The organism is Rhizobacter sp. P2_H3 (assembly GCF_056403355.1).
The window spans coordinates 23,741-50,424 of record NZ_JBFUFQ010000022.1; the positions used below are offsets into that span (position 1 = coordinate 23,741).

General features: G+C 70.1%; 16 protein-coding genes. 11 read left to right on the forward strand and 5 right to left on the reverse strand.

What is annotated here, in order from left to right; genetic code table 11:
• Nucleotides 1-2 precede the first annotated feature (2 nt).
• Together AC1D1T_RS06980 and AC1D1T_RS06985 are read right to left on the reverse strand one after the other, a co-directional pair.
• The gene (locus AC1D1T_RS06980) at nucleotides 3-3,242 is read right to left on the reverse strand and encodes a PAS domain S-box protein (protein WP_477991679.1); all 3,240 of its coding nucleotides are present in this window, start codon (nucleotides 3,240-3,242) and stop codon (nucleotides 3-5) included.
• A gap of 145 nt (nucleotides 3,243-3,387) precedes the next feature.
• Complete coding sequence (locus tag AC1D1T_RS06985) at nucleotides 3,388-4,308, reverse strand: LysR family transcriptional regulator (RefSeq protein ID WP_477824630.1); 921 nt, start codon at nucleotides 4,306-4,308, stop codon at nucleotides 3,388-3,390.
• Between the two features lie 78 nt (nucleotides 4,309-4,386).
• On the opposite strand from AC1D1T_RS06985, the gene AC1D1T_RS06990 reads away from it, so the two are divergent.
• Nucleotides 4,387-5,001, forward strand: coding sequence for a glutathione binding-like protein (locus tag AC1D1T_RS06990; protein ID WP_477825198.1), 615 nt, complete (start codon nucleotides 4,387-4,389; stop codon nucleotides 4,999-5,001).
• 19 nt (nucleotides 5,002-5,020) lie between these two features.
• Here AC1D1T_RS06990 and pyrF read toward each other — a convergent pair whose 3' ends face one another.
• The 3 genes from pyrF to purB all read right to left on the reverse strand — a co-directional run bounded on the left by pyrF (nucleotide 5,021) and on the right by purB (nucleotide 8,828).
• Entirely contained in the window at nucleotides 5,021-5,860 is an 840-nt protein-coding gene (gene pyrF / locus AC1D1T_RS06995; RefSeq protein ID WP_477825197.1) for an orotidine-5'-phosphate decarboxylase, read from the reverse strand.
• A 10-nt stretch (nucleotides 5,861-5,870) separates the two neighbouring features.
• Nucleotides 5,871-7,364 (reverse strand): leucine-rich repeat domain-containing protein, encoded by a 1,494-nt coding sequence (locus AC1D1T_RS07000; protein ID WP_477825196.1) that lies wholly within the window; start codon nucleotides 7,362-7,364, stop codon nucleotides 5,871-5,873.
• A gap of 81 nt (nucleotides 7,365-7,445) precedes the next feature.
• Nucleotides 7,446-8,828, reverse strand: coding sequence for an adenylosuccinate lyase (gene purB, locus AC1D1T_RS07005; RefSeq protein ID WP_047501654.1), 1,383 nt, complete (start codon nucleotides 8,826-8,828; stop codon nucleotides 7,446-7,448).
• Nucleotides 8,829-9,059: 231 nt separating this feature from the next.
• Between purB and AC1D1T_RS07010 the strand changes: the two genes are divergently transcribed.
• From AC1D1T_RS07010 to AC1D1T_RS07055, 10 genes are all read left to right on the forward strand, one after another.
• The gene (locus AC1D1T_RS07010; protein WP_477825195.1) at nucleotides 9,060-11,744 is read left to right on the forward strand and encodes a polysaccharide deacetylase family protein; all 2,685 of its coding nucleotides are present in this window, start codon (nucleotides 9,060-9,062) and stop codon (nucleotides 11,742-11,744) included.
• 66 nt (nucleotides 11,745-11,810) lie between these two features.
• Nucleotides 11,811-13,112: a GTP cyclohydrolase II gene (locus tag AC1D1T_RS07015; RefSeq protein WP_477838283.1), complete on the forward strand. Its 1,302-nt coding sequence runs from the start codon at nucleotides 11,811-11,813 to the stop codon at nucleotides 13,110-13,112.
• Nucleotides 13,105-14,325: a URC4/urg3 family protein gene (locus tag AC1D1T_RS07020; RefSeq protein ID WP_477825193.1), complete on the forward strand. Its 1,221-nt coding sequence runs from the start codon at nucleotides 13,105-13,107 to the stop codon at nucleotides 14,323-14,325. The genes AC1D1T_RS07015 and AC1D1T_RS07020 overlap by 8 nt, the downstream gene beginning before the upstream one ends.
• A 360-nt stretch (nucleotides 14,326-14,685) precedes the next feature.
• Nucleotides 14,686-17,658: an RICIN domain-containing protein gene (locus tag AC1D1T_RS07025; protein ID WP_477991680.1), complete on the forward strand. Its 2,973-nt coding sequence runs from the start codon at nucleotides 14,686-14,688 to the stop codon at nucleotides 17,656-17,658.
• 156 nt (nucleotides 17,659-17,814) lie between these two features.
• On the forward strand, nucleotides 17,815-19,707 hold the full coding sequence (locus tag AC1D1T_RS07030; protein ID WP_477838287.1) for a chitosanase: 1,893 nt from the start codon (nucleotides 17,815-17,817) through the stop codon (nucleotides 19,705-19,707).
• Between the two features lie 14 nt (nucleotides 19,708-19,721).
• Nucleotides 19,722-20,954, forward strand: coding sequence for an alginate lyase family protein (locus AC1D1T_RS07035; protein WP_477991681.1), 1,233 nt, complete (start codon nucleotides 19,722-19,724; stop codon nucleotides 20,952-20,954).
• A 120-nt stretch (nucleotides 20,955-21,074) separates the two neighbouring features.
• A complete protein-coding gene (locus AC1D1T_RS07040; protein WP_477824791.1) occupies nucleotides 21,075-22,070 on the forward strand; it encodes a LacI family DNA-binding transcriptional regulator in 996 nt (331 codons plus the stop codon).
• Between the two features lie 190 nt (nucleotides 22,071-22,260).
• On the forward strand, nucleotides 22,261-24,840 hold the full coding sequence (locus AC1D1T_RS07045) for a DUF4132 domain-containing protein (protein WP_477824792.1): 2,580 nt from the start codon (nucleotides 22,261-22,263) through the stop codon (nucleotides 24,838-24,840).
• A gap of 4 nt (nucleotides 24,841-24,844) precedes the next feature.
• Nucleotides 24,845-25,933 carry an ATP-binding protein gene (locus AC1D1T_RS07050; RefSeq protein ID WP_477824793.1) on the forward strand — a complete coding sequence of 363 codons (1,089 nt, stop codon included), beginning with the start codon at nucleotides 24,845-24,847 and terminating at the stop codon, nucleotides 25,931-25,933.
• A gap of 6 nt (nucleotides 25,934-25,939) precedes the next feature.
• Nucleotides 25,940-26,684, forward strand: a 745-nt coding sequence (locus AC1D1T_RS07055) for a DUF5682 family protein (RefSeq protein WP_477991682.1), incomplete at its 3' end; no start/stop codon positions are given.

The following is a 26,684-nucleotide window of genomic DNA, read 5'->3' on the forward strand; positions in this document are numbered from 1 at the left end:
CGTCAGGGGCGCTTTTCCGCCTGCGCCACTGCGCGCAGCAAGGCCTGCCGCAAGCGGTGCGCATCGATCGGCTTCGTCAGGAACTCGTTCATTCCCGCGGCCAGCGCCTGGTCGCGCTCGGACACCAGCGCGGCCGCCGTCAGCGCGATGATCGGCAGCTCGTCGGCCGGGTGCCGCTCGCGCAGCTGCCGTGCCGCCTCATGGCCGCTCAGCCGCGGCATCTGCACGTCCATCAGCACCGCATCGAACAGCCGGCCGTCGTCGACCGAGCGCCGCACCGCCGCCAGCGCCTCCAGCCCGTCGACGGCCTGCACCACGTCGATGCCCCACTGCTCCAGCATCGCGACGCCGATCATCATGTTGACCGGGTTGTCCTCCACCATCAGCACGTGCGCGCCGGCCAGCGATGCGGTGTCGAGCGATTCGGCATCGGTGCCGACCTCGCGCGCCGGCGTGGCCGGCAGCGGCAGCGCGGCCCAGAAGCGGCTGCCGCGGCCCGGCGCGCTCTCGACGCCGACGCGCCCGCCCATCAGCGTCGCCAGCTCCTTGCAGATCGACAGCCCCAGGCCGGTGCCGCCGAAGCGCCGCGTCGTCGACGAATCGGCCTGCGTGAACGGCTGGAAGAGCCGCTGCTGGGTCGCCTCGTCGATGCCGGGGCCGGTGTCGAGCACCGCGAGCTGCACCAGGCCGTCGCTGCCGACCGAAGCGTCCAGCGTCACGTGGCCGCGCTCGGTGAACTTGATGCCGTTGGTCAGGTAGTTGCTGAGGATCTGCCGCACCCGCACCGGGTCGCCGAGCACCGTGCCCGGCACCTCGGGCGTCATCGCGAGCCGCAGCGACAGCCCGCGCGCCTGCGCGAGCGACTGGTAGGCGCGGTGCACCGCCACCAGCAGCCCGCGCAGGTCGAAGGCCACCGCCTCGACGCTGAGCTTGCCGGCCTCGATCTTCGACAGGTCGAGGATGTCGGAGATGATGCTCGCGAGGTTCTGCGCGCTGTCCTGGATCTGCGCCAGGTACTGGTCGCGGCGCAGCGCGTCGAGCCCCGGGCGCATCGCGAGCCGCGCCAGGCCCAGCAGCCCGTTCAGCGGCGTGCGGATCTCGTGGCTGGTGTTCGCGAGGAACGCGCTCTTGGCCTGGTTGGCGGCCTCGGCCACGTCGCGCGCATGGGCCAGCGCCTGCTCGAAGGCGCGCCGTTCGGTCACGTCCTCGGCGATCCAGATCGTGCCGCCCTGGCTCGGGTGCGTCGGGTCCACCGCCTGCGCGAGCAGGCGGCACAGGAAGCTGCTGCCGTCGCCGCGCCGCATCATGCGTTCGACCTCCACCGGCTCGCCCTGCGCCAGCCGCGGGCCGACCAGCGCGCCCATCTCGGCATAGGCGGCCGCGTCGCTCCACACCACCTGCCCCGGCAGGCCGATCAGCGCACCCGGCGGCCAGCGGAACATCGCCTCGAAGCAGGGGTTGGCCTGCATGAAGCGGCGGTCGCGCGTCAGCGCAATGCCGATCGACGCGTTCTGCAGGATCGCCTCGTGCTCCAGGCGCACCCGTTCGGTCTCGGTCACGTCGCGGCCGTTCAGCACCAGGTAGTCCTGGTCGTCCATCCGGAAGCGCGCCGCCGACAGCAGCAGCGACACGATGCTGCCGTCGCGCCGCACGAAGGTGGCCGGCAGGTCCGTCACCAGGTCGCCCTGGGCCAGGCCCGCGACCAGCGCCTCGCGGTGCGCCTGCCGGTGCCAGATGCCGATCTCGAGCGCGGTGCGGCCGACCACCTCGTCGCTGCGCCAGCCGGTGATGCGCGTGAAGCTCTCGTTGACCATCACGTAGCGGCCGCTCGCGACCTCGGTCAGCGTGATGCAGTCGGGGCTGGTCGCCACCAGGTGCGACAGCAGCGCCTGCGAGCGCCGCTGTGCGGTCTCGGCCTGCACGCGTGCGGTGATGTCGTGGAACATCGACAGCGTCGCCGGGCCGTCGGGTGCGCTGACCCGCATGCCCGAGGCCTGCACGCTCAGCGGTCGATGGTCCAGCGAGACCAGGGTGGAGTCGGCGACGCCCAGGCCCTCGCCGACGGGCAGCGCCTCCAGCGTCGCGACGCGCCGGCGAACCTGTTCCCGCGCTTCGTCGTCGGGGTAGAGGCTTGTCAGGTCGAAACCCTTCATCGCGGCGGCCGACGCGAAGCCGAACATGCGCGCGGCCGCATCGTTGGCGTCGACCGCAATGCCGTGGCGGTGCAGCACCAGCGCGGTCGGCGAGCGCTGGAACAGCTCGCGGTAGCGGCGCTCGCTCTCGGCGGTGGCGCGGCGTGCCTCGACCTCGGCGGTGATGTCGCGGCCCAGCCCCCAGTAGCCGAGGAAGCGGCCATCGGCATCGAAGCGCGGCCGGCCGCTGACCACGCTGTGGCGCAGCTCGCCGTGCTCGCCCGGGCGGCTGGCCATCAGGTTGCTGAACGGCAGGTGGGCTTCGAGGTCGGCGCGGTGGCGGGCCAGCGTGTCGGCGTCCAGCCCGATCTGCGGCATCTCCCACGGGCGGCGGCCCAGGCGCTCCGCCGCGTCGATGCCGGAGTACTGGTTCAGCTTGTCGCTGATGTGCGTGAAGCGCAGGTCGGCATCGAGCTCCCAGTACCAGTCGGCCGCCATCAGCAGCAGGCTGCGGAAGCGCTCCTCGCGGTCGCGCGCCTCGCCGAGCGCGCGGCGCACCACGCCGGCGATCAGCATCCCGCAGGTCGCGCCCGACGCGAAGATCAGCCAGTGCGTCAGCACGCGCACCGGCAGCGGGATGGCATCCGACGGGATCGGCCCGGGCAGCCAGCCCTTGTTGTTCGCCAGGGCCAGGCCCGCGACCGCCGCAGCCATCGCAAGCGTCAGCACGATGCCCGCGGCCGGGCTCGACAGCACGGTGACGACGCAGATCAGCAGCCCGAGGTAGCCGAGGTTCAGCGCATGCACGCCCTGGCCGAGGCCGATCGCGGTGATCAGCACCGCGATGGCGGCGATCCAGCCCATCACATGCACCAGTTTCGGCAGCGCCATGCGGCGCAGGCCCCACAGGCCGAGCGCGAAGCACGCTGCCAGCACCAGGCAATCGCCGACCAGCAGGGCCCGCATGCCGGGGCGGGTGGGCAGGGCGGGCGACAGGTAGATCAGCGCGCCCAGCAGCGAGATCGTGACGCCGACGCCGAAGAACAACCGGGCCACCAGCCGGTCCAGCGGTTCGCGCGGCAGAAGGGGCAAAGGCGAGGAGAGCGGCACGGCGAGGGTCCGCGCGTTGACGACCTGCGCGGTGCCGCCGAGTGTGGCACTGCGCCGCGGCCGTGACGGGGTGGTTTTCCCGGTTTTGCCGGCGTGCCGTGCAGGACTGCACGGCGCGCTGCCTTCGGCAAGGGGTCACGAGGGGTCAGGCGGCGGGTGGGTGCGCATCCATCCGCAGGGCCGATGCCAGGTGCGCCGCCACCACCGCGATGCGTCGCAGGTGGCGCGACTCCGGATGCGTCAGCAGCCACAGCTGCGTCTCGCATTCGGCCAGCGGTTCGCCGAGCGGCTGCAGCGCGCGCCGCTGCGACGCGAGGAACACCGGCGCGATGCCGACGCCCAGCCCGGCGGCGATCGCATCGACCACCGACTGCACGCTGTTGACGCGCAGCACCGGCTCCACCTTCGGCAGGTGCTTCCTGCGCCAGCGCACCGAGGGGTGTTCGGGCAGCGCATCGTCGACGGCGATCCAGCGCGCTGTCGCCAGGTCGGCCAGGTCGATCGGCTTGCGCTGCCGCATCGCCGGCTTCAGCCCGTAGACCGCCGAGCGGATCGGCCCCAGCTCGCGGCCGACGACGTGCGGCGGCGGCTTGACCGTCGCGCGCAAGGCGATGTCGGCTTCGCGCTGCGACAGGTTCACGAGCTCGTTGCGCGCGGTGATCTCCAGCCGCAGCAGCGGGTGCGCCGCCGCCAGGCCGGCCAGTGCCGGCAGCAGCAGGCCGTTCAGGATCGTGTCGGTGGTGCTGATGCGCACCAGGCCGCCGACCGCGCCGGCATCGAGCCGCGCCGCGCTGCGCGCCGACTCCAGCTCGGCCTCGATGCGCTCGGCATGTTGCGCGAGCTGCAGCCCCAGCTCGGTCGCGAGGTAGCCGCTGCGCGAGCGCTCGAAGAGCCGCTGGCCGAGCGCCTTCTCGCAGCGCTGCACGGTGCGGAACACCGTCGAACCGTCGACGCCGGCCAGCGCGCCGGCCGCCGCCAGCGTGCCGCCGCGCACCAGCGCCAGCAGCACGGCCAGCTCGCCGGCGCCGATCGGCGAGCTTCCGTTTGATTGCGTCTGTGCATCCATCGCTTGCCTGCCTGCCTATTTCAAATGCAACGGCGCAATCCTAGATTCACCGCCTCGACACCTCAACAGGACTTTCCCATGAAGCTCTATTTCGCCCCCGGCGCCTGCTCGCTGGCCGTCCACATCGCGCTGCGCGAGGCCGGCGTCGCCTTCGAGGCGCACCAGGTCGACCTCGCGACCCACACGCTGGCCGATGGCGGCGGCAACTACTTCGAGATCTCGCCGCGCGGCTACGTGCCGCTGCTGGAGTTCGACGACGGCTCGCGTCACACCGAAGGCGCCGCGCTGCTGCAGCACGTGGCGGGGCTCGACGGCTCGCACGCGCTGATCGGTGCACCGGGCAGCCGCCGCCGACTCGAGGTGACCGAGTGGCTGACCTTCGCCAGCACCGAGCTGCACAAGACCTTCAGCCCGTGGCTGTGGCACAAGGAGACGGCCGACAGCACGAAGCGCGACGCGAAGCTGAAGCTCGCCGCGCGTTTCGCCGACATGGAGCAGCACCTCGCGACGCGCGAGTTCCTGGCCGGCGACTACAGCGTCGCCGACGCCTACGGCTTCACGATCGTGAGCTGGAGCAACGTCCTCGGCATCCCGCTGTCGGACTTTCCGCAGCTGCGCGCGTGGATGGCCCGGGTGTCGGCCCGGCCGGCGGTGCAGCAGGCGCTGCGCGCCGAGGGGCTGCTGAAGGACTGAAGCGGCCCCAGCCGACGCGTCAGGCGGCGGGCTTGTGCGCGTTCAACTCAAGGCGGGTGGCCTGGGCGACGCGGCGGGCGGCGCTCGCGAAATCGTCGCCGTTCGAGGCATACAGCACCGCGCGCGACGAGTTGACGACGATGCTCGCATCGGCACGCCAGCCGGCGCGCACCGTGGCCGCGGCATCGCCGCCCTGCGCGCCGACGCCGGGGATCAGCAGCGGCAGCGATGGCGCGAGTTCGCGAACGCGGGCGATCTCGCCGGGGAAGGTGGCGCCGACCACCAGGCCGAGCTGGCCGCTGCGGTTCCAGTCGCCCTGCGCGAGGCGGGCGACGCGTTCGTAGAGCAGTTCGCCCGCTGTGCCTCCTGGGCCATTCGCCAGCGGCTGCGCTTGCAGGTCGGAGCCGCCGGGGTTGGAGGTGCGGCACAGCAGGATCAGGCCCTTGTCGCCGTAGCGCAGCCACGGCTCGATCGAATCGAAGCCCATGAAGGGCGACAGCGTGACCGCGTCGGCCTGGTAGCGCTCGAAGGCCTCGCGAGCGTACTGTTCGGCGGTGGCGCCGATGTCGCCGCGCTTCGCGTCGAGGATCACCGGCACCTCGGGTGCGACGCGCTTGATGTGGGCCATCAGGCGCTCCAGCTGGTCTTCGGCGCGGTGGCCGGCGAAGTAGGCGATCTGCGGCTTGAAGGCGATCACCAGGTCTTTCGTGGCATCGACGATCGCGGCGCAGAAGTCGTAGATGCGGGACGCATCGCCCTTCCAGGTGCCGGGGAACTTCGCCGGATCGGGATCGAGCCCCACGCAGAGCAGGGAATCGTTGCGGCGTTCGGCGCGGCGCAGCTGGTCGGTGAATTTCATGGTGGGGATTTTATGTGCGTGGGCTGCGGACCTCCAGCCAGATCCTTGGCGCCGCACGACCTGCCGATGTGGGATCTGGCTTGCGGACCACGCAGGCCGGTGTGATCGCTTCGCGCTCGGAGGCTCGAATGTAGTCAACGATCGTGCTGCGCAGTTCCGGCGGCACGGCGACTGCGGGTGCGCAACAGGCCAGGAAGGCTCCCAAGGTATCGGCCGGCAATTGCGTGGCGCGATTGCGGTTGATGGCAAAGGAGAGCTTTGCCTTGCTCAATTCTTTCTTGTCGTGATCAACGGTCCCGGAGCCGAACTCCGGCAGGATCAGTGTCGTCAGGGTTTCGTTGGGGCTGAAACCTTCCTGCTGCGACAGGGCTCGTACCAACGCATCGAGAAGCTTCATCGAGATGTCGCTGCCCGACATGTCCAGCGCGCGCAGGCAGGTGTTCCTCCGCAGTGCCTGCGTCACGGCAGGCCCGTTGCCTCTCAGGCTGTGCCCGGCCACGGACAGGCGCTTCAGGCTGTGATTGCCGTCAAGCGCATGGAACAGCTCGGTGACCGAGAGGAACGAATACGGTTCGGTTGTTCCCAGATCCAGCGTCTCGAGGGTCTCGCTGGTGCGCAGGAGTGCAGTGATGGACTCCATCGCACCTTCCGTCAACTTCGTGCCCAGGGCCAAATGGCGCCAGCCCTTGCGTCTATCCTGCTGGACCAGAATCTTGATGTCGGCTTCCGAGAGCGCGCAATCCGACATGCCCAATGCGCACAGCGCGGGGCTGTCCAAGACGACCGCGCAGAGGATGCGCTCGCGATCTTCCCTCGCGAATGGGTTGCCGCTCAGCCACAAGCGTCGGAGTTGGAGGCAGGCCAGCAGTTCGCCGATCGCGTCGCCGGCCCGCAGCGGCTCTTTCGGCTGGCGCGGGGAGGTGAGCTTCCTGCAGATGGTTCTTCTTGTCGTGTCCTGGCGTGTCAAGGGTTGCGTCAGGAAGCGATTGCGAGAAAGATCGAGCGCCTGCAGCTGCGGGGTGTCTTGCAGGCCCGTGGTGAGTTGCGTCAGGCCCTCCGCGGTGAGGTGATTGCCGCTGAGATCGAGCTGGACCGGCACCTCCGGCAACGCGGGCATCCGCTCCCTGATCCAGCGCACCAGGAACTTCAGATCATCGTCCGTCAGGGGGCCTTGCTCGTCGACTGGAAATGGGCATCCGAAGTGCAAGGTCACGGCACCGCCGCCATCTCGCTCGAAGAGCGCCTTGACCAACACCGCGGCTCCATCGCCTTTCTTGTGGCGAATGCAAAAGCGCATGACCTGCGACACGTCGTCTCGGGATGACGGCAGTTCCCACCGGCGAAAGAACGCCGCCACCGGCCCCGTCACAGCGAGGTCGTGCAGCTTGATATTCTGAAGATTCGGTGATGACCGGTCGTTCGGTTCAGGCCGCAGCGTGGGCAGGGCGCCGCGCTCTCTCGAGGAGGTATTGCTGCGCTTCAGCGCCTTGCCGATGATGTCCACGCTCCACCCCCGTCGATCTGCGATTCTCCTGAGTGGCATCCGCCACCAGGATGTTCCAGATCGGACCGGCGCCCGCGGCCTTCAGCGCCGCGGCGTGCCGATGCGCTTCGCCAGCTCGGCCCCGATCCCGGTGTAGCTGCCCGGCGTCATCGCGAGCAGCCGTTCGCGTTCGGCCTGCGGGATCTCCAGCGTGCCGATGAACTGCTGGATCGCTTCGCGCGTGATCGTCTTGCCGCGCGTCAGCTCCTTCAGGCGCTCGTACGGGTTGGCGAGCTTGTAGCGCCGCATCACGGTCTGGATCGGCTCGGCCAGCACCTCCCAGGCGCTGTCGAGGTCGGCGGCGAGGGCCTCGCGGTTCACCTCCAGCTTGCCCAGCCCGCGCAGCAGGCTGTCGTAGCCCAGCACCGCGTAGCCGAGCGCCACGCCCATGTTGCGCAGCACCGTGCTGTCGGTCAGGTCGCGCTGCCAGCGGCTGATCGGCAGCTTCTGGCTCAGGTGGGTCAGCAGCGCGTTGGCGAGGCCGAAGTTGCCTTCGGCGTTCTCGAAGTCGATCGGGTTGACCTTGTGCGGCATCGTGCTGGAGCCGATCTCGCCTTCCTTGGTGCGCTGCTTGAAGTAGCCGAGGCTGATGTAGCCCCAGACGTCGCGCGACCAGTCGATCAGGATGGTGTTGGTGCGCGTGACCGCATCGAACAGCTCGGCCATGTAGTCGTGCGGCTCGATCTGGATCGTGTACGCGTTGAAGCTCAGGCCGAGCGCGCCTTCGATCACGCGCTTCGAGAAGGCCTCCCAGTCGACCTCGGGGTAGGCGGCCAGGTGGGCGTTGTAGTTGCCGACCGCGCCGTTCATCTTGGCCAGCAGCTGCACGCCGGCGATGCGCTCGCGCGAGGTGCGCAGCCGCGCGACGACGTTGGCCACTTCCTTGCCGACGGTGGTGGGGCTGGCCGTCTGGCCGTGCGTGCGGCTGAGCATCGGCACCTCGGCCAGCTCGACCGACAGCGCGGTGAGGCTGTCGACGATGCGGTCCAGCGTCGGCAGCAGCACCTCGGTTCGCGCGGCCTTCAGCATCAGGCCGTGGCTGGTGTTGTTGATGTCCTCGCTGGTGCAGGCGAAGTGCACGAACTCGCCGGCGCCCTTCAGCTCGGCATTCGATTCGAAGCGGCCCTTCAGCCAGTACTCGACCGCCTTCACGTCGTGGTTGGTGGTGCGCTCGATGTCCTTGATGGCCTGGGCATCGGCTTCGCTGAAGCGCGCCACCAGCCCTCGCAGCAGGCCGCGCGCGGCCTCGCTGAGCGGCTTGAATTCGGCGAGGCCGGCATCGGACAGCGCGATGAACCACTCCACCTCCACCTGCACGCGGCGGTGCATCAGGCCGTACTCGCTGAGCAACGGGCGCAAGGCGGCGACCTTCGCGGCATAGCGGCCGTCGAGTGGGGACAGGGCGGAGAGGGCAGAGAGGTTCATGGCGGGGGCGGCGCGACGGGCCGCAGTGGGGACCGGGGGAAGCGCGAGGCTGGAGACGGCCGCGATTTTAGGCGCCCCGGTTCGGTGATGAAATACATGCTCCCGCCACCCCCTGTGACGCCGTCGATGCCCAACGCCCTTCTTCGCGCCTGCGGGCCGCTCCTGTGCTGTGTCCTGACCGCGTCGCTAGTGGGCTGCAACCGGAGCGGCAGCACGACCCCTGCAGCGGGCGTGCCGGCTTCCGCCGCGTCCGTGCCCGTCGCGGCCGCCAGCGCGGCGGCGTCCGCTCCGGCGAGCGCATCGACCCTCGCCGCCCAGCTCCAGCAACGCGCCGACGGCGTGCTCGCCGCGCACCGCCAGATGATCGTGCTGATGACCGGCGAACGCGCGCTGAAGCCGGCCGAGCGCCGCGCGGTCGGGGCCGTCGGCCAGTTGCTGTTCCACGACCTGCAGGAGCGTGTCGATGCGCTCGCCGCCGCCGCGGCCGATACGGCCAACCCCGCGACGCTGCCGGCGCTCGAAGCCTTGCTCGACCGCATCGAGAGCGAGCCGAGCTGGTTCGACGCCGACCGCCTCGCCTTCAAGGAATTCCTGACCCGCCTCGCGGCCCAGTACGCCCAGTCGCAGTCGATCGCCGGCCTGAAGCTCGCGCGCCGCGCCAATGAAGACCTGGCGGTGCTGGCCGAGGTGGAGCAGGCCTACGACCGCGAGCTGAAGGACGTGTTCGGCCGCTTCGCGAAGCGCGGCATCGAGCTGCAGCGCGAGAAGTGGGCCGACTACGTCGCGAAGCTGGCCAAGCTCTACAACCGCGAGCAGATCCTGAAGGACTACGCGACCATCGTGCCGTACACCGCGGCATCGACGAAATCCGGCGTGGCCGAAGAGGCCGATTCGCGCGAGATCTTCGGCGGCTCGCTGCCGCCGAAGACCGTGGTGCTGACCTTCGACGACGGTCCGCACCCGAAGTACACCGACGACATCCTCGACATCCTGAAGCGCTACGACGCACCGGCGATCTTCTTCAACCTCGGCCGCAACCTCGGCACCGTCGACGCGCAGGGCCACGCGAAGCTGGGCCCGAACGGCGCGGTCGCGAAGCGGGTGCTGCAGGCCGGCCACCAGCTCGCCGACCACAGCTTCACGCACAGCGTGATGGCCAAGCTGAGCGACGACGCGGTGCGCACCGAGACCACCCAGACCGAGGCGCTGCTCGACGCGACCGGGCGCCAGCCGTCGTCGCTGTTCCGCTTCCCGTACGGCGCGCGCAACGAGGGCGCGCTGAGCACCGTCGAGGCGCTGAAGCTGCGCTCGATGATGTGGAACGTCGACTCGATGGACTGGGCCGACCCGGTGCCCAAGAGCATTGCCGAGCGCGTGCTCAGCGAGGTGGAGCGCGCCGGCCGCGGCGTGATCCTGTTCCACGACATCCAGGGCCGCACCGTGCAGGCGTTGCCGCTGGTGCTCGACCAGCTGTCGGCCGACGGCTACCGCTTCGCGACCTGGCGCGACGGCAAATTCGTCGTCAACGCGCCGCGCAAGGCCGCGCCGGATGCGGCGCCGCCCGGGGATGCCGACACGCTGTACCGCGACAGCCATGCGCTGGTGATCGGCATCGACCAGTACGCGAAGTGGCCGCAGCTGCACCATGCGGTGCGCGATGCGCGCGCGGTGCAGGAGACGCTGGTGTCGCGCTTCGGCTTCAAGCCGGAGAACGTGACCGCGCTGTACGACGGCGAGGCGACGCGCACCAACATCCTGCGCGTGCTGAACGAGAAGCTGGCGGACCCGAAGAAGCTCAAGCGCGACGACCGGGTACTGGTGTTCTATGCCGGCCACGGCGGCACGCGCAAGCTGGCCAGCGGCCGCGACGTGGGCTACCTGATTCCGGTGGACGCGGCGCAGGTGGATTTCGCCTCCGATGCGATCTCGATGCCGCAGTTGCAGGAGGTGGCCGAAGCCACCCCGGCGAAGCACGTGCTGTTCCTGATCGACGCCTGCTACTCCGGCCTCGGGTTGACGCGCGGTGGTGGCGCGCCGAAGACCGACAGCTTCCTGAGGGACAACGCACGCCGCCTGGGCCGGCAGATGCTGACCGCCGGCGGTGTCGACCAGCAGGTCGCCGACGACGGACCGGGCGGCCACTCGGTGTTCACCTGGACCTTGCTGCAGGCGCTGAACGGCAAGGCCGACCTGAACGACGACAGCGTGATCACCGCCACCGAGCTGGCCGCCTACGTGGCGCCCGCGGTGTCGGCGATCGCGCGCCAGACGCCCGCCTTCGGCAGCCTGCCGGGCTCGGAGGGCGGTGAATTCGTGTTCACAGTGGCCGCCGACCGCGAAGCCCTGAGCGGCGATTCACCGCAGCTCGATGCCGAGGCGAGCCAGTTGAACAAGCGGCTCGACGATGCGAAGACGGCGGCACTGCAGGCCGGCGCGGGCAAGGGCGCCGCGAAGGACGTGCAGGTCGTTGTCAAGAACCTGGAGGGCGGCGACGTGAAGCTCTCGACGCCGGCCGCCGCGCCGGTGGCGCCGCGCGTCGCCGCGCAGCGTGCCAACGACCGTGGCCTCGCGCTGTACCGCGAGCGCCGCTACGACGAGGCCGAGGCCGCCTTCACCGAGGCGCTGAAGCTGCAGCCGGTGTTCGCGCTGGCGGCCAACAACCTCGGCTTCGTCTACTTCAAGCGCGGCAAGCCGGCCGAGGCGGCGCGCTGGTTCGAGCGCGCGATCGAGATGGACGGCAGCCGCGCGCTGGCCTACCTGAACCTGGGCGATGCGCAGCTGCAGGCCGGTGACGATGCGAAGGCGCTGAAGGCCTACACGACCTTCGTCGGGCTGGCGCCGAAGCATGCGCGGGTGGCGGAGCTGCAGGCGTGGATCGCGGCGCCGGATGCGGCGCATCGGCCGAAGTTGCCCTGAACCGGGGCTGCCGTCGTATCCTCTGCGCAAGGCCTTCCCGGCCTTGCGCCACCAGGAGCGACCGCGATGAGCACCGAGCCCAAGCCCAGTCCCCAGCAGGCCAGCGAGCCCGGCCCCGTGCCGAACCCCTCCAAGCACATCCGCCTGACCTCCCACCCCGGCCAGCAGGGCCCGTCCGGCGCGCCGGCCATCCACTGGGGCGCGGCCACCGCGGCCGAGCGCGGCCCGGTGGTCGGCACCACCACCAACCGCAGCCAGCGCAACGTGATCGGCACGCACAGCGGCTCGTACGGCGTGTACCGCGCGCTGGCCCTGGCGGCTGGCAACCTGAAGAAGGGCCACCGCGCCGACCTCACCAACACCGCGCCCACCGACCTGATCGGCCCGTACCCGCAATGGTGCGACGCGACCAAGATGGTCTCGATCGACCCCTGGGGCGCTTCGGTCGCCGACGTGTTCGCCGAGCCCATCGCGCAGGGCTACGACATCCGCCCGACCATCGCGGTCACCCAGGCCCACATCCACCTGCCCGAGGTCAAGCAGGCGCTGGCCTTCCAGCGCCTGCAGGTCGACGGCCGCGTGCTGCTCGCCGACAGCTCGGCCGTCGTCACCAAGGTCGCGATCGAGCCGGTGTGGTGGCTGCCGGGCGTCGCGAAGCGCTTCAACGTCGGCGAGGGCGACCTGCGCCGCCACCTGTTCGAGGAGACCGGCGGCATGTACCCCGAGCTCGTGACGCGCAGCGACATCGAGGTCTTCCTGCCGCCGATCGGCGGGCAGACGCTCTACATCTTCGGCAACCCGCGCCACCTCGCCGACCCGGCCGTCACGCTCACCGCCCGCGTGCACGACGAGTGCAACGGCTCCGACGTGTTCGGCTCCGACATCTGCACCTGCCGGCCCTACCTGACGCATGCGATCGAGGAATGCATCCGCGGCGCGCAGCACGGCGGCGTCGGCCTGATCGCCTACAGCCGCAAGGAGGGGCGCGCGCTCGGCGAAGTCACCAAGTTCCTGGTCTACAACGCGCGCAAGCGGCAGGTCGGCGGCGACAGCGCCGACAAGTACTTCCTGCGCACCGAATGCGTCGCGGGTGTGCAGGACATGCGCTTCCAGGAGCTGATGCCCGACGTGCTGCACTGGCTCGGCGTGCAGAAGATCCATCGCCTCGTCAGCATGAGCAACGACAAGTACGACGCGATCACCGAAAGCGGCATCGCCGTCGGCGAACGCGTCAAGATCCCCGACGAGCTGGTGCCGGCCGATGCGCGCGTCGAGATCGAGGCCAAGATCGCCGCCGGCTACTTCACCGACGGCAGCGTGCCCGACGACGTCAAGCTCGCGGCCACCAAGGGGCGCGGCCTTGTCTAGCCCGGCTGTCCACGAGCTGCGGCAGGCCGCGACGATCCGCGAGCGCTGCGCCAACATCACGCGTGCGGTCGGCGAGGGCCGCTCCGACCACTTCACGCTCGATCACACGAAGCTGGCCGAGGCCGCGCAGCGCGTCGAGCAGGTCACGCGGCACCAGTACCCGACGCTGCGCATCCCGTACCACAGCCGCTGGCGCCACTTCGAGGCCGGCGGCGTCGATCGCAAGGGCGAACTCGACGCGCGGCTCGCCGGGCTCGACGCCGCCGCGCAGGCGCGTGCGCGCATCGACCTCACGGTGGTCAGCGTGCTGCTCGATGCCGGCGCCGGTGCCGGCTGGCGCTATGCCGAAGCCGAGAGCGGGCAGACCTTCAGCCGCTCCGAAGGCCTGGGCGTGGCCAGCTTCCGCGGCTTCATGCAAGGGTTGTTCTCGAGCGATCCCGCGCAGCCGCTGCGCGTGGATGCGGCGGGGTTGGCGCGGCTCGATGCCGACACGCTCGCCGCGATGTTCCAGGTGCGCGACGACAACCCGCTGGTCGGCCTCGACGGCCGCACGCTGCTGCTGCGCCGGCTCGGCGAGGCGATGCAGGTGCAGCATGCGAGCTTCGGTGCCGACGGCCGGCCCGGCGCGCTGTTCGACCGGCTCGCGCTGAAGGCGCACCAGGCGCCGCTGACGGCCCCGCAGCTGCTGCAGGCCCTGCTCGACACACTGAGCGGCATCTGGCTGGCCGGCAACGAGCTCGACGGCGTGCCGCTTGGCGACTGCTGGCGCCACCCGCTCGCCGGCGGCCAGGGCGCGAGCGCCGGCTGGGTGCCGTTCCACAAGCTCAGCCAGTGGCTGTGCTACTCGCTGCTCGAACCCTTCGAATGGGCCGGCGTGCCGGTCACCCAGCTCGACGGCCTCACCGGCCTGCCCGAATACCGCAACGGCGGGCTGCTGCTGGACAGCGGCGTCATCGTGCCGCGCGATGCCGGCTTCTCGCAGCGTCGTCATACAACGGGTGACGAGGCGATCGTCGAATGGCGCGCGCTCACCGTCGCACTGATCGACGAGCTGGCGCCGCTGGTGCGCCACCGCCTCGGCCAGACCGTCACCGCGATGCCGCTCGCCTGCGTCCTCGAAGGCGGCACCTGGGCTGCAGGCCGCGCCATCGCTCGCGAGTTGCGCGACGGCGGCCCGCCGCTCGTGATCGAGAGCGACGGCACGGTGTTCTGAAGCCATCGGGTTTTGCGGCGGGCAGCTGCCGGTTTCGTCACGAGACCAAATTAATACCAGATGTTCCTGATTTCCATCGCGATGGCGAATGGATGCCTTCGGGCGCATCCGATGAGTGCGGGAAAGCCTGCAACTTTGCACACAACTCGACACCTTGACGTGGCATTGCCTAAGGGTTTACCCGCGTTTGTCTGATGACTGGGGGTGATTCAATTGGTCTTGTGGAAGCGTTTCCACATTGACGAAACGCGAACACAGCAAGGCCCTCGCGGCGGCCCGCGCAGTACGTCGACGCGAGATCGAATCAACAGGCAGGGCCGTGCGCAGCAACGCGCCCAGGCCGCGAGAGGGTTGGGAACCATGAACAGATTCAAGCTGAGCGCGCTCGCGCTCGCCGCCGGTGTGGCCGCAACGTCGGCGGCCCACGCGGGCACGATCGTCGCGCCGTACTTCTTCGGCTGGGGCTTCGGCAGCACCGCCTACAAGTTCAAGAACCTGACGGAGGCGAAATCGCGCGCCGGCATGGACGGCATGACGATCGCGTTCGGCATCTCCGGCGGCGGCTGCACGCTCAGCGGCGGCATGGAGAACACGCTGAACAACGCGTCGATCAAGGCCGACGTCAAGTCGTACATCGACAGCGGCAACAAGGTGATCCTGTCCTTCGGCGGCGCAAGCGGCACCTACCTCGAATCGGTCTGCTCGACCAACGACCTGGTCGCGCTGATCCGCAAGCTGATGGACACGCACGGCACCCGCATGATCGACTTCGACATCGAAGGCGGCCAGCTCGGCGACACGCGCCTGAACGGCGTGCGCAACGCGGCGATCAAGCAGCTGCAGGCGATCTACCCGGACCTGTACACCTCGTTCACGCTGCCGGTGGATCCGTTCCGCACCAACTCCGAGCCGGGCGGCCTGCCGCCCAAGGCGCTGGAGCTGATCAAGGGCGCGGCGAGCGCCGGCGTCACGGTGTCGATGGTCAACATCATGGCGATGGACTACGGCACCTACTACAGCGGCGGCAAGAAGATGGGCGACCTGGCCGTCTCGGCCGCGCAGTCGACCTTCAACCAGCTGAAGGGGGTGTACCCGTCGAAGACCGATGCGCAGCTGTGGGCCATGATCGGCATCACGCCGATGATCGGCCAGAACGACGTCGCGGAAGAGATCTTCACGCCGGCCGATGCGGTCACCGTCGCCAACTTCGCGAAGCAGAAGGGCATCGGCCTGCTGGCCTACTGGGCCGCGCAGCGCGACCGCGTGGGCTCGGGCAGCCTGGACGACTTCAGCCGCGCCAACACGCGCGACTACGAGTACTGGCAGGCCTTCGCGGCGGCCAAGGGCTCGAACCCGCCGGCTCCGGCGCCCGCACCGGCCCCCGCGCCCGCCCCGGCACCGATCGCCAAGCAGTACACCGTGAAGTCGTCGTTCTCGAACCTGTGCCTGGACATCGCCGGTGCCAGCACCGCCGACGGCGCCAAGCTCGTGCAGCAGAATTGCAGCGGCGCCTCTTCGCAGGTGTTCTCGTTCGTGCCCGACACCAGCGGCACCTACCGCATCGTCAACATCAACAGCGGCCGCTCGCTCGACGTGACCGACGTGTCGACCGCCAACGGCGCGCTGATCCAGCAATGGGCCAACACCAGCGGCGCGAACCAGCGCTTCGCCCAGCTCACCGATGCCGCCACCGGCACGGTGCGCCTGCAGGCCGTGAACAGCGGCAAGTGCATCGACGTGAAGGACTGGAACAGCGCACCCGGCGCATCGATCCAGCAATGGGATTGCAGCGTCAACGCGAACCAGAAGTGGGCGCTGATCCCGGTGACGAGCGCGCCGGCTCCGGCCCCCGCTCCTGCGCCGGCCCCGACGCCCGCTCCGGCACCGGCTCCCACGCCCGCCCCGGCCCCGGCCCCGACGCCTGCCCCGGCACCTGCTCCCGCACCGGCTCCGTCGAGCTGCGTGGCCTGGACCGAAGGCATCACCTACAACGCCGGCCAGGTCGTCAGCTACCAAGGCAAGCAGTACAAGGCCCTGGTGACGCACACCGCGTTCGCCGGCGCGAACTGGAACCCGGCCGCCACGCCGACGCTGTGGACGCCGACCAGCGCCTCGTGCGGCCCGTCGCCGGCACCGGCGCCTTCTCCCGCCCCGGCTCCCGCGCCGTCGCCTGCCCCGGCACCCGCGCCGGCCCCGGCCCCCGCACCGAACGGCACGCTCACGCTGCCTGAAGCGCTGAAGGCCGTGCAGACCAAGCGCGTCTACGTCGGCTACTACCCGACCTGGAGCGACAACTGGTTCGACGCCACCGGCAAGACCGCCAACGACGTCTACAAGGCCAGCAAGTTCGCGAAGGTGCCCGCCACCTACACGCACGTGATGGTGTCGTTCGCCGACCCCAACTTCTCGTGGGCCGGCATCAACACCAACAGCTTCTCCGGCACCGGCATCACCTTCAGCGCGTCGCCGAAGGACATCAAGGCCGCGATCGACGTGCTGCACCAGCGCAACCAGAAGGTGATCCTCGCCGTCGGCGGTGCCACCTACAACAACTGGGGCCCGCTCGCGGCCCAGGGCGCGGCCGGCAGCGGCTCGATCATCAACGCCCTTGCGAAGATCCAGACCGAGATGGGCTTCGACGGCCTCGACGTCGACTACGAAGCCGACGGCGACGTGGACCGCTATGCCAACTCGATCAAGGCGCTGCGCAAGGCAGTCGACCTGGCGGGCGGCGGACGCGTGCTGACGCTGGCCGGCTGGTCGAGCGGTGCGGACTGCACATCGGGCACGACGGCCGACCCGGCCTGCGCCGGCAAGATGTCGTACTGGGGCGGCAATGCCGGGCGCGAGCGCGGCGTGGTGCTGAAGTACCCGGCGGTCGCGAACATGCTCGACCTGGTCAACGTGATGAGCTACGACGCCCGCTACGAGCACTTCGACGGCATCGTCGCGTACAACCAGTACCGCGCGCTGTTCCCGTCGAAGACCATCGTCTCGATCGGGCTGGAACCGTCGCCCGAGGGCTGGGCCGGCGGCATGCTGGTGGTCAACGATGCCGACGCCCAGTGCACCGGCTCGCGCAACCTGCAGGACCAGTACGGCGTGAACCTGAACCTGCCGTACTCGGTGCAGCGCTACACGAATGCGGTGGCGAACGGCACGGCGGCCAACCGCAATGCACGTGACGGCGCGATGCTGTGGGCCATCATCAAGACGGGTGGCGGCGCGTGCGGCGGCGCACAGCTGGCCACGCCGGGGACGGTCGGGCAGAAGGTGGGCAACACCTTCGGGCTGACGATCGATCCGCTCCTGCAGACCTCCGACTGGAAATAGACGACAGCCCCCAGTCGCTGGCGCTCCTGCCCCCGAGGGGCGCCACCCCTGGGCCCGGCAAAGCCGGATCCCGGGGCGTTGCTGGATCGAAACGACTCACTTTGCGCAGCCCGGGTGCCAACCCGGGTCCCACCACCAGATCTCAGGGAGTGTTCCATGCGTTCCAAGCGTTACCAGTTCGCCCGCCTGCCGCTCGCCGTCGCGATGAGCAGCGCCTTCCTCGCCGCCTGCGGCGGCAGCGACGGCAGCAGCAACGGTGCACCCGACGCCGCTGCTGAAGGCCACGAATCCGCGCAGGCCGCCCGGGCCAGCACGGCCGGCACCATCACGCTGGCCAGCGGCATCTACACGATCGTCAATGCCCAGAGCGGCAAGTGCGTCGACGTGGCCGGTGCGAGCACGGCCGACGGCGGCCGGCTGCAGCAGGCCGGCTGCAACAAGAACGCCGCCCAGTCGTTCGAGCTCAGCGACGCCGGCGGCGGCGTCTACAAGCTGATCAACGGCGGCAGCGGCAAGGCGATGGACGTGGCTTCGGCCTCGACCTCCGACGGCGCGGCGCTGCAGCAGTGGGTCGACAACGGCACCAACGCGCAGCGCTTCCGCATCGAACACCTGGGCGGTGATCGCTTCCGGCTGGTGAATGCCGGCAGCGGCAAGTGCGTCGACGTGACCGGCGCCTCGACGGCCGATGGCGCGGTGCTGCAGCAGCTGTCGTGCAGCACGAGCGGCGGCCAGGCGTTCCGCTTCCTGCCGCGCAGCGGCAACGTCACCGCGGCGGTCGCGGTCGGCATCTACGAAGTCAAGTCGGTCGAGTCGGGCCTGTGCCTGGACATCGCCGGCGCCAGCACCGCCAACGGCGCCAAGGCCCAGCAGAGCGCGTGTGCCGACGTCAGCTCGCAACGCTTCGAGCTGCGCGCCGAGACCGGCGGCACCTTCCGCCTGGTCGACAGCGGCAGCGGCAAGTCGCTCGACGTGACCGACGTGTCGACCGCCAACGGCGCGCTGATCCAGCAATGGACCACCGCTGCCAGCGACAACCAACGCTTCGCGATCGCCGTCTCGGGCGCGGGCTTCTCGATCAAGGCCCGCAACAGCGGCAAGTGCGTCGACGTGAAGGACCACAGCCTGTCCGCCGGCGGTGCCATCCAGCAATGGGACTGCGGCACCGGCGCGAACCAGCAATGGAAGCTGACTGCGGTCGGCGCACCAGCACCTGCCCCCGCTCCGGCGCCTGCCCCCGCACCCGCGCCGGCACCTTCCCCGGCACCGGCTCCCGCGCCTGCACCGGCCCCCGCGCCCGCGCCTGCACCGGCACCTGCCCCCGCTCCGGCACCCGCACCGGCCCCGTCGTCGACCGACCTGTTCGATGCCCGCAAGAAGGACATCGCGATGCAGATCGTCTCCAGCGCCGAGAACTCGTCGCTGAACTGGAAGGCGCAGTACGCCTACATCCAGGACATCCATGACGGCCGCGGCTACACCGCCGGCATCATCGGCTTCTGCTCGGGCACCGGCGACATGCTGGAGGTGGTGCAGGAGTACACCAACCGCAAGCCGGGCAACGTGCTGTCCAAGTACCTGCCGGCGCTGAAGAAGGTGAACAACACCGAGTCGCACGCCGGGCTCGACCCGACCTTCACCGGCGACTGGAAGACCGCCGCCGCCGACGTGATCTTCCAGCAGTCGCAGGACTACGAGCGCGACAACGTCTACTTCAACCCCTCGGTCAACCGGGCCAAGGCTGACGGCCTGCGCGCACTCGGCCAGTTCGCCTACTACGACGCGGCCGTGATGCACGGCTATGAAGGCGCGATGAGCGTCCGCAAGGCGGCGATGGCCAAGGCCAGGACCCCCGCCCAGGGCGGCGACGAGGCGGCCTACCTGAACGCCTTCATGGATGCCCGCGTGGTCGAGATGAACAAGGAAGAGGCCCACAGCGACACGACGCGCGTCGACACCGCGCAGCGCGTCTGGCTCAAGGCCGGCAATTTCGACCTGAACACGCCGCTGAACTGGAAGGTCTACGGCGACCCCTTCAGCATCAAGTGAGCGAGGACAACACCATGACGAACATCCAAGCAACGACCCGGCGCCTGCGCTGGGCCCTGGCCCCGATCGCACTCGCCCTGCTGGCCGCGTGCGGCGGTGGCAACACCGGCGAAGACGACGGCGCGCAGGCCGCGGCCGTCGACGACAACGCCCAGGTCGCCGACGCGCCGACCGATGACGCGTCGGTGGCGCGCGAAGGCGCGCAGGCCATCACGCCGACCACGTTCCGCCACCCCGGCATCTTCCTGACGCAGGCGCGCCTCGACAGCTTCAAGGCCGCGCAGAACTCGGCCAACCCGAGCGTGCTGAAGACCGGCTACCAGTCGGTGATGAACGACTCGCGCAGCGCCTACACCTACTCGCACAAGGCCTTGTCCAACGTGCAGGTGGTGGGCAGCGCGATCGGCGACCAGGAAGCGCGCTTCAAGAACGACGCGCAGGCGGCCTACCTGAACGCGCTGCGCTGGGTGAAGACCGGTGACGCGCGGCACCGCGACAAGGCGGTGGCGATCCTGAACGACTGGGGCAGGACCTTCCGCACCTTCTCGGTGGCCTCGGGCACGAACGCGGCCCAGGTGYAGCTGGAGGCGGCGTGGATGCTGCCGGTGTGGGTCAGCGCGGCCGAGATCATCCGCCACTACAACAACGGCGAAGCCGGCTGGGCGCAGGCCGACATCACGACCTTCAACGGCTTCATCGACCGCCAGTACACAGAGGCCGCGAAGGCGCGCACCCGGGTCAACAACTGGGCGGTGTCGGCAGGCCTCGCGATGATGGCTGCCGGCGCCTACCAGGACAACCCGACGCGCTATGCGGCGGGCCTGCAGCGCATCACCGAGATGATCCCGCTGTCGGTCTTCTCGAACGGCGAGGTCAACGAACTGAAGGCCCGCGACTGCACTCACCCGCAGTACAACCTCGAAGGCCTCGCGCAGGCCGCCGAGATCGCGGTGATCCAGGCCGGCGACACCTCGGTGTGGCTGTGGAAGGCCTCGGGCGAGACCACGCCGCGCCTGGCCAAGGGGCTGGAGTACATGGCGAAGTCGCTGCAGAGCGGCAGCGGCGTGCGCAACTGCAAGGGCCAGCACCTGGAGGCCGGCTACATGGACATCGCGGTCAACGGCTACATGAACCGCGGCGTCGCGATTCCCAGCTTCCAGGCGCTCGCGAAGGCGCGCCGCCCGGACGGCAGTTCGATGCAGTTCCTCGGCTTCACGACCGCCACCCACGGCCGCGACGACTACTGATTCGCGATCGACGCCATCGTCAATTACGAAGCGGAAACAGCCCGCGCACAAGCTCCAGACTATGATCCGACTCAATTCGGTAGTCTGGAGCAGGTGCAAGCAGTGGGCACGATCAAGGATGTGGCACGACTGGCAGGTGTCGGCGTCGCCACGGCATCACGCGTGATTTCGGGCAAGGGGCCGTTCTCGGCCGACTCGGCTTCGCGCGTGCAGGCGGCGATCGAGCAGCTGGATTTCCGGCCGTCGCGCATTGCGCGTGCGCTGTCGATGAAGAGCACGAACGCGATCGGCGTCTACGTGCCCGATTTCAAGGGCCCGTTCTACGGTCCGATGCTGCACGCGATCGACATGGAGCTGCGGGCCCAGGACCGCCACATGGTGATCGCCAACGGCCACGGCGGCGAGGACGTGCGCGAGCAGGCGCTGAACGGCATCGAGTTCCTGATGGACCGGCAGTGCGAGGGCATGCTGCTGACGACCTATGCGCTGCGCGATGCCGACATCCTGGCGCTGAAGCGGCGTTTCCCGAACCTGGCGGTGGTCAACCGCGACGTGAAGGGCATGCGCAGCCAGTGCTTCACGGTCGATCACAAGGCCGGCGGCGTGCTGGCGGCGCGCACGCTGCTGGAGCACGGGCACCGCCGCATCGCGGTGATCGCCGGGCCGGCGGCGGCACCCGACAACCGGCTGCGGCTGCAGGGCTTCTTCGACACGCTGGCCGCGGCCGGCATCGCGCGCGAATCGGTGTCGATGGTGACCGGCGACTTCGCCGCCGAGAGCGGCTGGGCCGGCACCGGCCAGCTGCTCGCGGAGGGCGCGAAATTCACCGCGATGTTCTGCTGCAACGACCAGATGGCGATGGGGGCGATGTCGCGCCTGCAGGCCGACGGCCTGACGGTGCCGGGCGATGTGTCGGTGATGGGCTACGACGACACCGACATCGCGGCGTGGCTGTCGCCGCGCCTGACGACGATCCGCATCGTCGTCGGCGACATGGGGCTGAACGCCTGCCGGCTGCTGTCGAACCTGTGCTTCGGCACCGCGCTGCCGGTGTCGCGCGAGTTCGGGCCGGAGCTGATCATGCGGGATTCGCTGGCAGGGCCGAAGAAGGGCTGACTCAGAGGGCCGAGGCGTGCAGCCTGAAGCCCACAGCCCGGGCCACGGCTCCAGCAGGTGACCGCGCCGTGTTCCGGCGTGATGTTTCACCGCTGTGGCACCGTTTGTCACCGGCCGCGTCCCGTCGAGCCGCCGCAAGCCACCGCTATAGTCGGCGCGAGAGGAGCCGCCCACTTCGCGGAGGAGACCCATGTCCGAGACGAACGCCGCCGAGGCGTCCGCGATCACGCTGCCGGTCATCGACTGGAGCGCCGCCGCCAACCCGCTGCCGCAGGCCGCGCTCGATGTCTTCTGGCAACGCGTTGACGAGAAGCTCGCGCAGGACAACGAGGACTCGCGCCGCCGCCATGAGGTGGCGGTGCAGCGCTGGCCCGACGCGAAGCTGTTCCAGCTGGCGCTGTTCTCCGACGCCGAGAAGGCCGCGCTGCGCACCTACCTCGACAGCGACGCACGCCACCCGCCGCCGCGCGAGCATCCGACGGCACCGGGGCGGGACTGGTACCCGGTCCTGCCTGCGTTGCGCGAACTGCTGCTGCAGCACGAGGTGACGCCAGTCACGCTGTGGAAGATGCTGCAGTTCTTCGACATCGCGAGCGACCAGCGGCGGCGCGGCCTGCACTTCCATGGCGTCGACCTGATCGGCGTTCTGCACCAGCGCACCGGCCGGCCGACGATGCTGGAGCTGTCGCGCATGCTCGACGATTGCAACGAGAACGAGCACCTGCGCGGCCACATGCTGGTGTACGCGCACTGCGGCAGCGGCCTGGTGTTCAACGGCGACGCCGCGTCCGTCTGGCCCTACTTCGTCCACCAGGCGGACTACGTGCTGAAAGTCCTGCAGATGTCGACCGACAGCTACTGGTTCAACCGCGGCCGGCTGTTCAGCTCGATCGGCTCGATCCCGCAGCCGCCGGCGCTGCTGTGGGACGCGCTGTTCGCGCTCGCGGTCGGCAGCGCAAAGGGCGATCGCGCGCTGGCGCAGAAGACGCTGGCCGCGTGGCCGGGCCGCGAGGCGCGCATCGTCGAGGCACTGGCCGACGGCAAGAGCGAGGTGCGCGCGCAGGCCGCGCTGTGGCTGGCGCGGCTGCGCCATGCCGCCGCGCTGCCGGCGCTCGAGGCCGCAGTGCGCAAGGAAAAGCAGGACGTCGCGAAGGGCGCGCTGCTCGACGCGCTGATCGCGTTCGGCCAGCCGGTCGAGGCCTACCTGAACCGCGACGTGATGGCCGCCGACGCCGCCAAACTGCTCGCCAAGGGGCTGACGACCGACCTCGACTGGTTCCCGTGGGCACGCCTGCCGGCAGTGCGCTGGGCCGACGACGGGCAGCCGGTCCCGGTCGACATCCTGCGCTGGCTGCTCGCGCAGGCGGTCAAGCTGAAATCGCCGGAGCCGACCGCGATGCTGCTCAAGACCTGCAGCCTGTTCAACGCGGCCGACCGCGAGACCTTCGGCCAGTTCGTGCTCGACAACTGGCTGGCGGAAGACGAGCGCACCGGCGCCCAGGCGGGCGGCTCGGCCATCGTCTGCAAGGGCCTGCTCGCGGTGGCCGCCGCCTGCGCCGGCAGCGGCGCGGCCCCGGCGGCCCAGCGCTTCCTGAAGACCTGGTACGGCCTGCGGCCGTCGCAGTGCAAGTCGCTGGTCGCGATGCTGGCGTGGATCGAGCACCCGAGCGCGACCCAGCTGATGCTGGCGATCGGCAGCCGCTTCCGCACCAAGGGCATCCAGGACGAAGCCACCAAGCAGGCCCAGGCGCTGGCCGATCGCAAGGGCTGGACGCTGGCCGACCTGTCGGACCGCACCGTGCCCTCCTGCGGCTTCGACGAGACCGGCACGCTGGAACTGGACTTCGGCCCGCGCGCGTTCACCGCGAAGCTGCGGCCCGACCTGAAGGTCGACCTGCTGAACCCGGAAGGCAAGGCCATCGCGGCGCTGCCCGATCCGCGCCAGGACGACGACGCCGAGTTGGCCGCCGCGGCCAAGAAGGCGCTCGCGACCACGAAGAAGGAGCTGAAGGGCATCGCGGCGCTGCAGGCCGACCGGCTCTACGAGGCGATGTGCACCGAGCGCGAATGGAGCTTCGCCGACTGGCGCGACTACCTGCAGCAGCACCCGGTGATGCGCCACCTGGTGCAGCGGCTGGTGTGGCTGCAGGTCGACGGCGGGCACGCGCTGCAGGTGTTCCGCCCGCTCGACGACGGCACGCTGACCGACCGGCACGACGCCGCCGTCACGCTGCCGGACACTGCCCGCATCCGCCTCGCGCACGACACGCTGCTGTCCGACGACGACGTCGCGGGCTGGCGCACCCACCTGGTCGACTACGAGATCGCGCCGCTGTTCCAGCAGTTCGGCAAGGGCCGCTGGCAGCTGCCGACGGCCCAGGCCGCGGCGCGCGAGCTGAAGGATTTCGAGGGCCACCTGCTGCAGGCCTTCGCGCTGCGCAACCGCGCGCAGAAGCTCGGCTATGCGCGCGGCGCCTCCGAGGACGGCGGCTGGTTCTACAGCTACGACAAGCGCTTTCCGACGCTCGGCCTGCAGGCGATGATCCGCTTCAGCGGCAACTCGCTGCCGGAGGACAACCGCAAGGTCGCGCTGGATTCGCTGCTGTTCACTGGTACCGACACCCAGCCCGGCGTCGTTGCGACCGGACTGCCATTGTCGGAGGTGCCGGCCATCCTGCTGGCCGAGTGCCGCGAGGACATTCGCCTGATCGCGGCCGAGGGCAGCGGCTTCGCGGCCGACTGGTCGGCCCAGGTCAGCGGGCAGGGCTGACGCGATGGGCACCGTGCTGCGGGCTCCCGCCGAACTCGCCCACGCCGACGAACTGGCGCGCCTGGCCGCTGCCGACGGCGGTGCGCGCCCGCCCGGCTGGCAGCTCACGCCGCGCGCGGTGCGCAGCTTCATCGTCGGCGACGACAAGCTCGGCGTGAAGCGCAAGTTCTACGGCGACGATGCGCTGATCGATCGCTGCGTCGTCACGCTGATGAGCGACCGCGGCCTGATGCTGGTCGGTGAGCCGGGCACTGCGAAGTCGATGCTGTCCGAGCTGCTGGCCGCCGCGATCAGCGGCCGCTCCACCTGTACCGTGCAGGGCACCGCCGGCACCACCGAGGACCAGATCAAGTACGGTTGGAACTACGCGCTGCTGCTGGCCGAGGGGCCGACACCGCGCGCGCTGGTCGGCGGCCCGGTGCACGAAGCGATGCGCGATGGGCTGCTGTGCCGCTTCGAGGAGCTGACGCGGGTGCAGCCGGAGATCCAGGACTGCCTGATCAGCCTGCTGTCCGAGAAGATGCTGCACATTCCCGAGCTCGCCGGCGCCGAGGCCACGGTGTTCGCGGCGCGCGGCTTCAACCTGGTGGCCACCGCGAACATCCGCGACCGCGGTGTGCACGAGATGTCGAGCGCGCTGAAGCGCCGCTTCAACTTCGAGACGGTGCGCCCGATCTCCGACCGCCAGCTCGAACTGCGGCTGGTGCGCGAGCAGACCGAGGCGCTGCTGCGCCAGGCGCAGGTCGACGTCGAGCTGCGGCCCGATGTCGTCGAGTTGCTGGTCACCGCGTTCCATGACCTGCGCCACGGGCTGACCGCCGAAGGCACGGTGCTGGAGCGGCCGACCGCGGTGATGTCGTCGGCCGAGGCGGTGTCGGTCGGCTATGCGGCCTGCCTCGATGCGCACTGGTTCGGCAACGGCAGCGTCGGCGGCGAGCATGTCGCGCGCCAGCTGATCGGCACCGTGCTGAAGGACAACCCGGACGACGGCAAGAAGCTGCGCCACTACTTCGACGTGGTCGTCAAGGCGCGTGCGCAGCGCGATCCGCAGTGGCAGGGCGTGTTCGACGCGCGCCGCGAACTCGAACGCTGACGCGGCGTGGTCACCTCGGCGAGCACCAACAGCCTGCGCGCGCTCGCCGCGCGCCTGGCCGGCCCGGCGCTGGTCGTGCTGCCGGTGCGCCACCACAGCCCGGCCGCGTCGCTGCAGCTGCAGCGGCTGTTCGCGCAGGCGCCGCCGAGCGCGGTGCTGGTCGAAGGCCCGCGCAGCTTCACGCCGCTGGTGCCGCTGCTGACGCATGCGGACGCGCGCATGCCGCTGGCCGTCTACACCTACGCGGTGCTGGAGGCCGAGGGCCGCGAGCCGACGCGCCATGCCGCCTACTACCCGTTCTGCGACCACTCGCCCGAGCTGGTCGCGCTGCGGCTCGCGCAGGCGGCCGGCATCCCGGCGCAGTTCATCGACCTCGATTTCGCCGAGCAGAGCCAGTTCCAACCGGGCCAGGCCGAGGCGCAGTCGCCAGCCGGCGAATCGCTGCTGTCCGAGCGGCATTTCGAGCGCAGCCGCCGGCTGCAGGCGCTCGCGCGGCAACTCGGCTGCCGCGACCACGAGGCGCTGTGGGAGCACCTGTTCGAGCGCGACGCCGCGACGCGCCCGCTCGCGCAGTACCTCGACGAGATGACCGCCTACTGCCAGCTGGCGCGCGATGACCATCCCCTGGCCGAGCTGGAGGCCGACGGCACGCTGCAGCGCGAGGCCGAGATGGYCTGGCACCTGCGCGAGGCGCTGAGCCGGCGCGCGCCCGGCGACGGCCCGGTGCTGGCGGTGCTGGGCGGCTTCCATG